Annotated in this window: 8 protein-coding genes; 1 reads left to right on the top strand and 7 read right to left on the bottom strand. The window is 66.1% G+C overall.

Annotated elements, in window-relative coordinates; translation table 11 throughout:
- Positions 1–2: 2 nt before the first annotated feature.
- From KP004_RS17730 to KP004_RS17705, 6 genes are all read right to left on the bottom strand, one after another.
- Positions 3–1322 (bottom strand): sensor histidine kinase, encoded by a 1320-nt coding sequence (locus KP004_RS17730; protein WP_216799742.1) that lies wholly within the window; start codon positions 1320–1322, stop codon positions 3–5.
- Positions 1319–1978 carry a GTP-binding protein gene (locus KP004_RS17725; protein WP_216799741.1) on the bottom strand — a complete coding sequence of 220 codons (660 nt, stop codon included), beginning with the start codon at positions 1976–1978 and terminating at the stop codon, positions 1319–1321. Before KP004_RS17725 ends, KP004_RS17730 begins: the two co-directional genes overlap by 4 nt.
- Positions 1975–3546, bottom strand: a complete 1572-nt coding sequence (gene nosR, locus KP004_RS17720) for a response regulator c-di-GMP phosphodiesterase, NosR family (protein WP_216799740.1) — start codon at positions 3544–3546, stop codon at positions 1975–1977. The genes KP004_RS17725 and nosR overlap by 4 nt, the downstream gene beginning before the upstream one ends.
- Before the next feature lie 66 nt (positions 3547–3612).
- Positions 3613–4425 (bottom strand): ATP-binding response regulator, encoded by an 813-nt coding sequence (locus KP004_RS17715; protein WP_216799739.1) that lies wholly within the window; start codon positions 4423–4425, stop codon positions 3613–3615.
- On the bottom strand, positions 4418–7885 hold the full coding sequence (locus KP004_RS17710; protein WP_216799738.1) for a PAS domain S-box protein: 3468 nt from the start codon (positions 7883–7885) through the stop codon (positions 4418–4420). Before KP004_RS17710 ends, KP004_RS17715 begins: the two co-directional genes overlap by 8 nt.
- 147 nt (positions 7886–8032) lie before the next feature.
- Entirely contained in the window at positions 8033–9295 is a 1263-nt protein-coding gene (locus KP004_RS17705; RefSeq protein WP_216799737.1) for a sensor histidine kinase, read from the bottom strand.
- 206 nt (positions 9296–9501) lie between these two features.
- On the opposite strand from KP004_RS17705, the gene KP004_RS17700 reads away from it, so the two are divergent.
- Positions 9502–10788, top strand: coding sequence for a nitrite/sulfite reductase (locus tag KP004_RS17700; RefSeq protein WP_216799736.1), 1287 nt, complete (start codon positions 9502–9504; stop codon positions 10786–10788).
- A gap of 279 nt (positions 10789–11067) precedes the next feature.
- On the opposite strand, the gene KP004_RS17695 is transcribed toward KP004_RS17700, so the two are convergent.
- Complete coding sequence (locus tag KP004_RS17695) at positions 11068–13650, bottom strand: cache domain-containing protein (protein WP_239026855.1); 2583 nt, start codon at positions 13648–13650, stop codon at positions 11068–11070.
- Between the last annotated feature and the right edge of the window lie 68 nt (positions 13651–13718).

The following is a 13718-nucleotide window of genomic DNA, read 5'->3' as shown; positions in this document are numbered from 1 at the left end:
TCCTATTCCTTGGGGACCGGCTCCGCCAGGTGCCTGTCCCCCTCCTTCGCGGCGGGGATGGTGATGATGAAGTCGGCGCCTCCCCCGGGCGCGTCGGCGACCGCAATGGTTCCCTTGAGTTTCAGTACCGCCTCCCAGACCACGGCGAGCCCCATCCCGGTGCCGGAGCCGACCGGCAGCGTGGTGAAGAAGGGCTCGAAGATCTGCCCGCGCAGCCCGGCTGGTACACCGGGACCGTTGTCGGCGATGCCGATCCGGATCCGCTCGCCGTCGAAGCAGCTGGAGAGGGTGATGCGGGGCGCTGCCCCGGCATGGGTGAGCGCGTTCTGGATCAGGTTCAGGAAGATCTGCCCGGGGAGCTGTCCCTGGCAGTTGACCGGGGGGAGCGGCTGCAGCTCTTTCACCACCTCGGCCCGGCCGGAAATCTGGTGCGACAGCACCCCCAGGGTCCGCTCCAGTTCCTGGTTCAGGTCCACCTCGACCTCGCCCGCCTCGTCCACATGGGAGAACCCCTTCAGGTCGGCGACGATCCGGCTCACCCGCTCCGCCCCGGCCAGGCTCTCGGCCATCAGGTCGCCGATGTCGGAGAGCACCTGGGGGAGCTTCAGCTCGCGCCACTTGAGCTCCGCGTTCTCCACGAGCCGCGCCGGCGGGTCCACCCTGACGTGCTCCCGGTAGAACTGGAGCATCGCGCAGCAGCGGGCGGCATACTTCTGCAGGGTGTGCAGGTTGGAGGTGATGAAGCCCAGCGGGTTGTTGATCTCGTGGGCGACGCCTGCGGCGAGCTGCCCGACGGCCGCCATCTTTTCCTGCTGCAGCATCAGGGCCTGGGCCCTTTTGAGCTCCGCGCTCCGCTCCTTCACCCGCAGTTCCAGGTTCTCGGCGAGCTCCCGGTAGCGCGCCTCCCCGGCCGCGAGCTCGGAGTTGATGCGCATGAGCTCCTCGTGCGAGCTGTTCACGACGCTGGTGTGGATCTCGGTGGTGAGCACCCTTTTCAGGTTGTTCCTGAGCACCGTGTCCAGTGCGACCCCGAGCAGCGAGGCGAGCGGGACCAGCCGGTCGCGCTCCGCGGGGGAGCCGAACAGCTCCAGCCGGGCCACCGGCTCACCCTCCAGGTACAGGGGGAGCCGCGCCAGGAGCTCGCCCCGGCCGCCGCCGTCGGTCTCGCCCCAAAGCTCCTCGCCCTCTTCGTCCACCACCCGCGCGCCGCCGGCTCCGGCCTGAAGCGCGCCCTTTAGCAGCGGCAGCACATCGCTGTCCAAAAGGAGCTCGCGCAGGTTCTTCTCGGCGCCTACCACGAATTCCAGGGTTTGCGCGCTCATGGCTCCTCCTTGAGCGAGGTGAGCTGCCGCACGAACCGGTCCCGGGACAGGCCGTGCTGCCCGGTGAGGGCGTAGCGGGCGTCGATGCGGTCGTAGACCAGGCCGGCCAAAAGGGCGAAGGTATCCGCCACCCCCTCGCCGTTGAGCGCGCTGGCCAGCACCACGGGGACCCCGGTGGGGTCCCAGGTGGCGCGGATTTCCCGCTCCGGGACGGCCTGCGGCAGGTCGCGCTTGTTGAACTGGATCACCAGGGGGAGTGTCTCGATGTCGAGCCCCACCAGCGCCAGGTTACGCTCCAGGTTGTCGAAGCTCGCGAAGTTGCTGTGCGACTCGGACGGGTTTGAGTCGGCGATGAAGGCGACCCCGTCGGCCCGCTGCAGCACCGCCTTCCTGGTGGCGTCGTGGCAGACCTGCCCCGGCACCGTGTACACCTTCACCTTGATCTTCAGACCGCTGGGCGCGGTCAGGAAGAAGGGGAGCAGGTCGAAGTAGATGGTGCGGTCGCCGCTTGTGTCCAAGACCATCAGCTCACCGCGCCCCTGCCGGGTAAGAAGGTCGTGCAGCTGCAGGAGGTTGGTGGTCTTGCCGGAGAGGGCCGGGCCGTAGTAGACCAGCTTCAGCACCATGCGCCCCTCTTTTTCGCTGTACTCGATCATTTCCGCTTCTCTTCGACCACCCATACCCCGCAGGAAGGGGGGTCGATCCGGTAGTAGCGCAGCACCGCGTCGATCACGCCGCCGTTGAGCACCGTCCCCTCGGTGAGGAGCAACAGCCCGGTGCCGCTGTAGAGGTTGCGGGTGAGCTTCATCCCTTCCACGAGCCGGTTGGGCGCCACCTCCTGCTCGGCTACCGGCACGCTCGCGGTGAACCGGGCCGCGCTCCCCTCGCTCGTCCCGGAGGGGGCCCAGCTGACGAAGATGCCGCCGGAGGGAGGATCGACCTGGTAGGCCCGCGCCACGGCCATGATGCGCCCGGCGTCGAGCACCGTGCCACGCTCCAGGATCAGGGCCCCCGACGCGGTATGCAGATCCCGGGTCGCCGTCATCCCCTCCAGGAGCTGCTTGGGGCGCAGTTCCTTCTCGGCAACCTCGGCGCGGCGCGAGTAGGTTGGGAGGTACAGGGCCCGCACGTGCTGCTCGACGACCGGGAAGATCTCGGGATCGAGCCCCCGCCCGAGCTCCTTTTCCATGCGCGCGAAGAGCGCCGCGAGCGGGTCGTCGCCCCCAAGCTCAGTGAGCTCGCGGTCCACGAAGTCGGCCATGGCGATGATCCGGGCGCCCAGCGGTATCCCGCTTCCCGTCAGGCCGTCGGGGAAGCCGCTGCCGTCGTAGCGCTCGTGGTGGTGCCGGATCAGGACCCCCGCCTCGCGCAGTTCCTCGACCGCGTCCAGGGTGGCCTGGCCCCGGATCGCGTGCTGCAGAAAGATGCCCAGCTCCTCCCGGTTCATGGCCGACATCCGTTTGGCCAGGATGTCCTGGCTGATGCCGATCACCCCGACGTCGTGCAAAAGAGCCGCGGTGCGCACGGTCTCCACCTCGGCGGGGGAGAGTTTCAGGTCGCGGGCGATCCGGACGCAGAGCTCGGTGACGTTCCTGGTGTGCTCCTGCAGCCGGCTGGAGTGGAGCTCGATCAGCCGCGAGAAGGCGAGGATGGTCTCGTGGAAGGAGTCGGTGACCCGCCGGTTGCGCTCCTTGAGCTCCTCGTTCTGGCGCCGGATGGTCGCCGTCTGCTCGAGGACCCGGCTCTTCAGGTTGTCGTTCCAGGCCGAGAGCTCCCTGTTCTGCTGCTCCACCAGCGCGGTGAGGCGCCGGTTCTCCTGGACCAGGCGGTACTGCTCGACCCCCTCCCGGATGGTGCGCACCAGCACCTCGTCGTCCCAGGGTTTCAGCAGGTAGCGCGACGCCCCCCCCTTGTTGATGGCGTCCATGGTGGCCGCCATGTCGGCGTAGCCGGTGAGCACCATGCGCACCGCCTCGGGGGCCAGGGTCCTGGCCTGCTCCAGGAACTGGGCCCCGCTCATCCCCGGCATGCGCTGGTCCGAGAGGATGAGCGCCACGTCCGGGTGCGCCTTGAGCTGCTCCAGTCCTTCGGCCCCCGAGACCGCGCGCAGCACCTCCAGCCCGAGGTCCTGCTCCATGAGGAGCCGGGCTATGGAACGGGTGATGTTCTCCTCGTCGTCGACCAGGAGCACTTTATGTGGTTCGCTTTGCGACTGTATGTCCATGTGCATCATCCTTTGCGGCCGCCGGGCGGTAGCCGGCGGGGTGATATCCGGCGGGGGCGGCGCGCCTCACGCCTCCCGCGCTATGGTGATCAGCAGCTCTCCCTCTTCCTGGTTGAGCGGGACCGCCTCCAGCCTGAGCTGAGTCCCCCCCGCCTGCAGGGTCCGGGACCCGGGAGCGGGGCGGGCCACTGCCGCGGCCAGTTCGGTAAACTGCGGCAGCAGTGCCTCGGCCAGCCGTTTCCCGACCAGCTCGTGGCATCCCACCTGGAGCAGGTGCGCCGCCTCCCGGTTCATCTGCAGCACCGTGCCGCCGGCGTCGATGGTCAGCACCCCCAGGGGGAGGTAGTCCAGCGCGACGGCGGCATGCAGGAGCGAGCCGTACTCCTGCATGAAGCCGCAGCTGCATGCTTTCGCCCGTAACTGCAGGTCGGTGTTCAGTTGACTCAGCTCCTGGTTCTTGCGCCGCAGCTCCTCGGCCAGCTGCTCGTTTCTGCGCTGGATCTCGAAGTGTTCCAGCGCCTTGGCTACCGTCACCCTCAGCTCGTCGTCGTTCCAGGGCTTCGGGATGAACTTGTAGATCTTCCCCTCGTTGATCGCCGCCACCACCGCGGCAGTGTCGGCGTAGCCGGAGAGGACGATCCTGATGGTCTCGGGGTGGCGCGCGCACACCTCCTTGAGGAACTCCACCCCGTTCATCCCCGGCATGCGGAAGTCCGAGATCACCACCTTCACCTGGGGGGATTCGTTGAGCAACTGCAGCCCCTCCTCTCCGGATGCCGCGGTCAGGATCTCGTAATCGTCGTCCAGGAAGATCCGCTCCAGTGCACGCAGCACGTTCCGCTCGTCATCGACGCACAGTATCCTTGTCTGGTCACTCATCTGAGGCTACCCCCTCGATCGGGAGCCTGATGGTGAAGGTGGTCCCTTCGCCGACCGAGCTTTCCACCTCGATGCTCCCCTGATGTTTCTTGATGATGTCGTAGCTGATGGAAAGCCCGAGCCCGGTCCCCTTGCCCACCTCCTTGGTGGTGAAGAACGGTTCGAAGATGCGGCTCTTGATCTCGTCGGGTATGCCGGCGCCGGTGTCGGAGAAGGCGATCAGGACCTCGTCCCCATCGCGCCGGGTCCGGATGGTGATCTCCCCCTGCTTCTCGATGGCGTGGGCCGCGTTCACCAGCATGTTCAGGAAGACCTGGTTCAGCTGCTGCGGGCGGCACTTCACCGGCGGGAGCTCCCCGTAGTCGCGCACCAGCGTGGTCTTGTACTTAAGCTCGTTCCAGGCGATGGTGACGGTGCTTTCCAGGCACTCGTTCAGGTCGACGTAGCTGGCCTGGGCGTCGTCGACCCGGGAGAAGCTCTTCAGGTTCTGCACGATGCCGCGCACCCGTTCCGCCCCGTCCTGGGATTCCGACAACAGGCTCCTGGCGTCGCCGAGGATGTAATCCACCTTGAACTTCTTGCGCGCCTCCGCGATCTCCTGGCGCATCTGTTCCGGCGCGGTCTCGGCGATGCCGGCGGACTGGACCTCGAGGAAGCCCTCCAGCCGCTCCAGGTATTTCACCATGGTGCCCAGGTTGCTGGAGATGAACCCCATGGGGTTGTTGATCTCGTGCGCCACCCCTGCGGCGAGCTGCCCGATGGAGGCCATCTTCTCCTGCTGCAAAAGCTGGGAGTGGGTCGCCTTCAACTCCTGGTAGGCGGCCACCAGTTCCTCGGAGACCTGCTTGATCTCGGTCAGGTCGTGCAGCATGATCACCTGCCACCCCTGGTCGCCGTAGGGGTAGATGCGCAGGGTGAGCCAGCGCCCACTCGCCTCGTGGTAGAGCTCGCTCTGGCCGACCGTCAGCGGGTCCAGGTCCATGCCCGCCCCCTTCAGCAGGTCGTGCCAGTTGGCCGAGACCAGCCTCGAATAGGAGGTGCCGGTCAACGTCTTGAAGGCGCGGTTGCAGCGACGCACCTTCCCCTGGGCGTCCACCATCGCCACCAGGTCGTCGACGCAGTCCATGGTCTGTTCCCACTCCCGCTTCCCCTTCTCCACCTGACGGAACAGCTCCGAGAGCTGCTCGTGCTTGAGCACCAGTTCCGCCTGGTTCTTGAGCAGCTGCCGCTCGGCGTTCTTGCGGGCGGTGATCTCCTCCTTCACTCCCAGGTAGTGGGTCACCGTGCCGTACTGGTCGCAGATGGGGGAAATGAGGGCGCTCTCCCAGAAATAGCTCCCGTCCTTGCGCTTGTTGTAGAACTCGCCGTGCCACTCCCTGCCGGCGGTGATGGTCTCCCAGAGCTCCCGGTAGCTCTGCTCGGGGAGCCGCCCCGACTTAAGGATATTCGGCCTCCTCCCCAGTGCCTCCTCCTTCTCGAAGCCGCTTACCTCGCAGAACTTGCGGTTCACGTACTGGATCACGCCGCCGGCGTCGGTGATGACGATGGAGCTCGCGCTCTGCTCGACCGCCTGCGAGAACAGGCGCAGTGACTCCTCGGCGCGCGCCCGGTCCGTGATGTCGTACAGCGTCTCCACCACCGCCACGATCTCGCCGTTTCTGATTACCGGCGCCGCGTCGAAGCAGAGGTAGCGGTCCTGGCCGTTGAGGTTGCGGTACCATCCTTCCGCCCTGATGATCCCCTTCATGACCACGTCGCTGCTGTAGGTCGGGTAAAAGTCGGCTATCTGCTGCGTCTTGCCGTCGAGGACCACGTCGCACAGGGTCGGGCGCTTTTCCGGGTAAAACGGCTGCCACTGCCGGTCGGTACCGAGCATGTCGGCGGCGGCCATGCCGGTCATCTCCGCGATGGCGCGGTTCCAGACGATGACCCGGTGGTTGCTGTCGATGACGAAGAGTGGCGTCGAGGTGTTCTCCAGAAGGTTCTCGGCGAAGCGGCGCTCCGCCTCCAGCATCCCTTCCAGCAGCCGGTCCTGGGTGATGTCCCTAAAGCTGCCGCGCAGCCCCAGGTACTCGCCCCCCGTTCCGGTCACGTCGCGGCAGACGTACTTGAACCAGCGGGTCTCGCCCTGACGCGTGACCAGCCTGAGCTCCACCGGGGGAGCCGGTCTGCCGTCCCTGGCGCAGAGGTTGCGCTGCTGCCAGAGGTCGCGGTCCTCGGGATGGATGATGTCGTTCAAGAGGTTCGGGGATTCGAGGAATTGGCGGTCCTGGTAACCGGTGACCCCCTGGCAGTTGGAGGAGATGTAGCGCAGCGACCCGTCCGGGTTGCAGACGATGGCGATTTCGGAGGTGAACTCGGCGATGATCCGGTACAGCTCCTGGTTCTCCTTCATCGCCTCCTGCCGCTTGTCCATTTCCTCGACCATGACGTTCACGGTCGAGGCGAGGCCTTCGAGCTCGTCGCCGGTGTTCAGGGTGAGCCGCCGGTCGGCGCCGGCCTTCAGAGGGAGGGTGCGGATATGGTCCACCAGGGAAGCCAGCGGTTGCGTGATGTGCCGGATCAGGCGCCACAGGGCTAACTGGGTCAGCAGCAGGAGGACGCCCAGGGCGGCCACGAAGATGACGCGCGCCTGCCGGAGCGGCTGGTAGGACTCCGACTCCGGGTACTGCACGGCCACGATCCAGTTGGCGTTGGACAGGGGGAGCGCGGTGGTGATCCAGGTCTCGCCCATGGCATCCCGGATCTCTCCTTCGGCCAGCCTGTTTTTCTGCAGGGCGTCGTCGATCCCCTGGTCTTCGCCCGGTGGCAGGTGCCCCATGACCCGCGCGGGGTCGGGGTGCCAGATGATGGTGCGGTTGCGTTCCAGGACGATGAGGCGTCCGCGCTGCCCCACGGTGTGCAGCGCCCGGTCTGCCTCGTTGTCCCGGGTGAGGTCGTGGTGCCCCGCCAAAAGGCCCGCGACGGAGCCGTCGGGGCGCAGGACCGGGATCCAGAAACTGATGGTGGGACGATGCGTCCCCTCGGCGAGGTAGGGGGGGGAGACGGAGGTTGTGCCGGTTGCCAGGGCCATCGCGGCATAGCCGTTGCCGCGACTGGTAGGGCTGCCGTTTTCGGGGGGGCTGGTGGCCGTGCTGCGGCGTTGGTCGTCGAGGATCTCCAGGCCGCCGTTGAAGAAGGTGCGGGCGATCTGCATCTGCTGCAGCGCACGCTGCATGGCGCGAGGGTCGCCCATGCGGGCGGGGTCGAGCCCTTTGGCGAGCAGTTCCAGCATCTGCCTGGAGTGCAGCAGTTCGTCGTCGATGTACCTGCCGGCCATCCGGAGCATGGCCGCATGCTGCCGGGCCACGCTCAGCTTCAGGGCATGGGCGAGGTACTGGTATCCCGCCAAGGTGAGCACCCCCATCAGGAGAGCCACCAGCAGGAAAATCGGCCCGGATATCTTGGTCTTGATCCTCATGTCAATGCCGGTCTGCAAAAGGTTGCGTGTCAAACGCCGGGACCTTGTCCCGCAGCGTGTTCGACACCAGGGGGTGTTGCTTCACCTATCGGAGCAACCACCCCCTTCTTGAGAGGAATCTTCGTCTAAGTGGCCGTATTTACGTTATTAGTGTGTGTTAATCTGGTGGGGCGCAGGTGCGAGGGGGAGCTCGACCCGGACGCAGGTGCCCGAGCTGTCGCTGGAGATGAGGATGCGGCCGCCGTGGCCGGCGATGAAACGCTGGGCGATGGTGAGCCCGAGGCCGACGTGGCTGTCCGGGGACTTGGTGGTGAAGAAGGGGTCGAAGAGGGAGGGGATCTGGTCCTGCGGGATGCCGGGACCGCTGTCGGAGATGGTGATCTCGGCCAGATCCTGCTGGACGCCGATCGAGACGCTGATGGTGCCCGGGGTGCTCCCAAGCGCCTCGCAGGCGTTTTTGAGCAGCGCCACCAGCGCCGTGTTCAGCAGGGTCAGCGACCCTTCCACGGGAATGCTACCCTCGGGCTGGGACCAGTGCACCTCGGTTCCCGGCGGGGCGAGGACCGTGATCATGTTCACCAGCGGCTTCATCACGCCGATCAGGTCCAGCTCCTGCACCCCCTGGTTGGCCAGCCCCAGTTCGAGCTGGGCCATCTGCTGCACGATCAGCGCGATGCGCCCCCCCCCTTCCCGGGTTTCCTGGAGCAGTGCGGGGAGGTCCAGGTTTATCTGGCGCAGGCGGTGCTTCTTCTCCAGTTCGGTGACCTGCTCCTGGCAGTCGGGGGCGGCGGCGCGCAGCAACTCGGTGAGGGAAGCCGCGTGCTTTTGCAGGGCCGATGCGTAGCGCTCCAGCGTGGAGAGGTTGCTCATGACGAAGCCGAGCGGGTTGTTGATGTAGTGGGCGGCACCGGCGGCAAGGCGCGCCACGGCGCCCACCTTTTCCTGCTCGACCAGTTTGCGCTGGGTCTTCTGCAGTTTGGCGAGGGTCTGTTCCATTTCCTGCCTGGCGCGGGCGAGGGCCCTTTTCTGGCGGGTGTTGCGCACGGCGGCCCGGATCCTGGCCAGGAGATCGACCTCGTTGAAGGGCTTGATCACGTAATCGTCGGCCCCGAGGTCGAGCCCGAGGGCGATCTGGTCCTGGGCGGACTGCGTGGTGAACAGGATGACGGAGTAGATGCGGTCGTGCAGGGCGGGCGTGCGCAGGACGTCAAGGCCGGAAAGCTCCGGCATCTCCACGTCGAGGAGCATCACGTCCGGTTGCGCCGTCTGCAGGGCGGCGAGGGCGCCGGCCCCGTCGACCGCCTCACGGACCCGGTACCCCGCCGTTTCCAGCAGCGAGGTCACGTAGCAGCGGATGGCGGCGCTGTCGTCGACGACGAGTATTTCAGCTTGCTCGGAAAATTCGTTCATGGTGCATCGGTCCGCGCAGTTTCGATAGGTTCGCCTGCACGGGTCGGTCAACCGGTCCGGAGGCACTGCTACCTCATCGGCGCAGGCGGCCCGGTTCTGAAGCGATTTTCGGCAGGGAGCTTTTCCAGATGACGGAGCCGGCCAAAAAAGGTAGTATCGAAAGCCGGCTGCCGCGGGCAGACAGGAACAACCAGGAGAGACATACCATGACGGACAAGAACCTGCGCCTCGAGGGGATCTACCCCCAGCGCCAGAAGGAATTTTTCATGCAGCGCGTCAAGCTTCCCGCCGGCATCATCTCGGCAGTCCAGGCCCTCAAGGTGGCGCAGCTGGCCAGGCGGCACGCGCGCGGCGTGGTCCACCTGACCACGAGGGGGAGCATCGAGCTGCACTGGCTCACCGAGTCGGACCTCCCGGTGGTGGCCGCGCAACTGGCCCAGGTGGGACTGTACAACCGCGGCGCCTGCGGCGGCGCGGTGCGCGGCGTCATCTGCGGCAGCCTCTCCGCTGCGGGCGCCCCGGCCCTCGAAGCGCTGGTGAGGAAGATCCACCGGCATTTCACCGGCAATCCCCGTTATGAAAAGCTCCCTAAGAAATTCAAGATCGGCGTCGAGGCCGACACCTCCAGCAAGAGGCACCTGATTCAGGACCTGGCCTTCGTCCCCGCTCCCTCCGATGACGGCCGGTCCCGTTACGACGTCTATGCAGCGGGGGGGCTCGGGCGCGAGCCGGTGCCGGGCTTTCTGCTGGCCCAGGGCGTCGCCGAGGAAGCCATCATCCCCCTGGTGGAGCGGGTACTGGTGGAGTACGAAGCGAACACCCCGCCGCCCAAGCGGCTGAAGTTCCTGGTGGGGCAGATCGGCCAGGAGGAGTTCCGGCGCAGGGTGCTCGGGGACGGGCTCGCCGAGCTGCCTGTTTCGGCGCCCACCCTGACCGCGAGCCTGGTGCCGGTGCCGGCGGCGGATGAGGACCGCCTGGAGGCGCATGTCTTTGCGGGCGAGTTGGCGGCCGACGGGCTGGCCGCGCTGGCGGCCGTAGCCGCCACGTTCTGCGGCGGGATGCTGATGGTGACCGGGAACCAGACCGTGGTGATGCACGTGGTCGAGGGGAGTAACCGGAAAGAGGCGCGCCAGGCTCTGGCCGAGGCGGGCTTTGCCAACGAGGCTGCCGCCGAACGGGTGGTGTTCCGGGTCTGCCCGGGCAACCACGAGTGCCTCATGGGACTCGCGGCGACCCGCGACGTCGCGGCGGCAGTGGTGGCCGAACTCGGCGAAGAGGCACTTAAGCTTAACTGGGCCATCTCCGGCTGCCCCAACTGCTGCGCCCAGCCGCAGCTCGCGCAGGCGGGCATCGTCGCCTCGCGGCTGGTGAGCGACCAGGCCGGGCGCACCCCGCGTTTCGACCTGTACCGGGCCGGAGCCGGTGCCTTCGCCGAGCCGGTGCAGCAGGGGCTCACCCTGGCCGAGCTTTTGGCGGAGGTCAAAAAGATCTAGAACCCGTTCAAGGTTCAACGTTCAACGTTGCCGGCGGCTGCTGCGGCAGGGATCGATATCTCTGGGCAGTCGCCGGCATTTTCCAACCCTCATCACCAGCCCCGTTCCCGACATGAGCAGCTCCCCTCCAGGGGAGAGGGTGCCCCTCCTTGCAATTCAACTCAATAACTTCGAACGCCGAACGCCGAACGCCGAACGCCGTCCGCCGAACGCCGAACGTTGAACGTTGAACGTTGAACGTTGAACGTTGAACGTTGAACGTTGAACGTCCTTCGCCGTTCACTCGTCCAGCAGCTCCCGCACCCGGGCCAGCAGTTCCTTGATCTTGATCGGTTTCGATATGAAATGACGCGGGTCGCCCATGGTGAGGGTGTCGGTGATGATGTCGGCGGTATAGCCGCTCATGAAGATGACCTTCGCGCCGGGCGCCATCGCCGAGATCGCCTGGTAGGCGTCCCTGCCGTTCATGCGCGGCATGATCACGTCCATGATGATGAGCGCCACACTCCCCGCAGCCCCCTTGTACTTCTCCACGGCATCGACCCCGTCCACCGCGGTGATCACCCGGTAGCCGAAATCCTGCAAAAGCTCCCGCACCATGTCGCGTATCACCGCGTCGTCCTCGACCAGCAGTAGGGTCTCTTCCCCGCCGTGCACGGCATCTTCGACGGGGATCGTCTCGCTGCGCGCCGGGAGATCGATCAGCGGGAGGTAGATCCTGAACACGGTGCCGTGCCCCGGCTCGCTGTAGCAGTTGATGAAGCCGCAATGCTGCTTCACGATGCCGTACACCATGGCGAGCCCCAGGCCCGTTCCCTTACCCGGCTCCTTGGTGGTGAAGAAGGGTTCGAAGATCCGGTCGCGCGTCTTCTCGTCCATGCCGACGCCGGTGTCGGCGACCGTGATCAGGGCGTAGCTCCCGGGGAGACCGTAGCCGTGCGCCGCCACGAACTCCTGGTCCAGGATGATCCGATCCGTCGCGATGCTGAGGATGCCGCCTGCGGCCATGGCGTCCCGGGCGTTCACCGCGAGGTTCATGATCACCTGCTCGATCTGCCCGGAGTCGGCCAGTACCGAAAGCTCTGCGCCGAAGAGCTGCATCCTGAGCTCGATGTGCTCGGGGATCAGGCGGCGCAGCATGACCTCCAGGTTCAGCAGGATCGCGTTCACCCCGATCGGCACCGGGTTGGTCACCTGCTTCCTGCTGTAGGCCAATAGGCTCCGGGTGAGGTTCGCGGCGCGCTCCGAGGCCCGCAGGACCTCGCTCACCTTCGCCTGCAGGGGATGGTCCTCCTCCAACTGGACCTGCATCATGGTGGCGTACCCGATGATGGCGGTGAGGATGTTGTTGAAGTCGTGGGCGATGCCGCCGGTCAGGGTGCCGATCGCCTCCATCTTCTGGGACTGGGTCAACTGGTGCTCCAGCGCCCTTCTCTCCTCCTCGGCCTGGATCCGCTCGGTCACGTCGTAACAGGTCCCTATGTACCCCGCAAACCTGCCGTCCAGCCCCTTGAAGGGCCTCCCCATGTCGATGATCCAGCGGTAGTTGCCGTCCGCGTGGCGCAGCCGGTACTGCATCTGGAAGGGGGCCCGCTGCGAGAAAGCGTCGCGGTAGGTTTTCAGGCAGTAATCCAGGTCCTCGGCGTGCACCCCGGTGGCCCAGCCGTCCCCGAGTTCTTCGGACAAGTCCCGCCCCGTGAAGTCGAGCCAGGTTCGGTTGAAGTAATTCACCTTGCTGTCGGTGCCGGCACGCCAGATCATGGCGGGGAAGTTCTCGAACAGGGTCAGGTAGAAGTCGGCGGAGCGCTCCAGCTCCACGAGCATGGTGTTGAAGGTGCGGGCCATCTGGCCGATCTCGTCGTCGGAGGTGACCGGTGCCAGCTTGTGGGCGAGGTCCTGTTGGGCCGGGAGCCGCTCCAGGTGCCTGGTGAAGGAGGCCAGCGGCCTGGTCAGGTACTGCATGAAGGGCCAGATCAGGAACAGCGAAAGGAGGGCGGCAGCCAGGGAGCCGGCCGCGAAGTAGTTCCTGGCGGTGTACACGGCGGCATAGGCCTCGTCGATCGGGTAGCTGACCGCCAGCACCCACCCGGTCGACTGCAGCCGCTTGACCGAGCGCAAGACGGGGATCCCGGTGCGCGTCCTGGTCTCGGCCGTCTCCTGGAATCCTTGCAGGGCGCGATCAAGCATCTCGTTGGTCCCGGGCGGGTCCTGGCGCAGCACCCGGCGCTTGTCCGGGTGCATGAGGACGTTGCGCCGGTTGTCGTAGAGCGACAGGAAACCCTTCTTGCCCAGCTTGAGGGCGGCCAGCGAACGCAGGAAGTGCTGCTCGCGCAGGTCGATGCTCCCGGCGAGGATGCCGGACAGCTGGTGCCTGGCGTCGAAGATCGGCACGGTGAACATGATGATGGGGCGGCTTTGCTTTTGCAGCGAGGCGAAGGGAGGGGAGATGTAGGTGCTGCCGCGCTTCACCGTTTCCCGGTAATACTCGCGAAAGGAAAAGTCTCCGCCGATGAAGTTCAGTTCCCGCGGGGTGGCCGCGACCATTTTGCCGGAAGGGGAAAACAGGAACAGCGAGTTGTCGAAAAAAGCCCGCTGTCTCTGCTCGGTATCCAGCAGGCGTTGGGTCTGCTCGGGGTGAATGGCGGCATCCGGCGGGAGGCGGCGGGAGAGGGTGTGCAGTTCCCTGGTGAAATCGAAGATGCGGTCATCGATCTGGGCGGCGAGCGAGTCCAGCAGGACGGCCTGCTGCTGAGAAATGCTCTGCTTGAAGGTCTTTTCGAAGAAAAGGTAAGACCCGACCGCAGAGGCCGTCATCAGGACCCCGACCAGCAGGAACACCGCCAAGGTCATCTTGGTTTTCATGCTGGTGAAAAGCACGAACGCTCCGGTGGCTGCTGGTTCCCGGTCCCCTGTTTCTCCTCACGGTCTCT

Origin of the sequence: Geomonas oryzisoli (genome assembly GCF_018986915.1) — a bacterium.
Lineage (GTDB): Bacteria > Desulfobacterota > Desulfuromonadia > Geobacterales > Geobacteraceae > Geomonas > Geomonas oryzisoli.
This window is presented reverse-complemented; position numbering and strand designations above follow the sequence as displayed.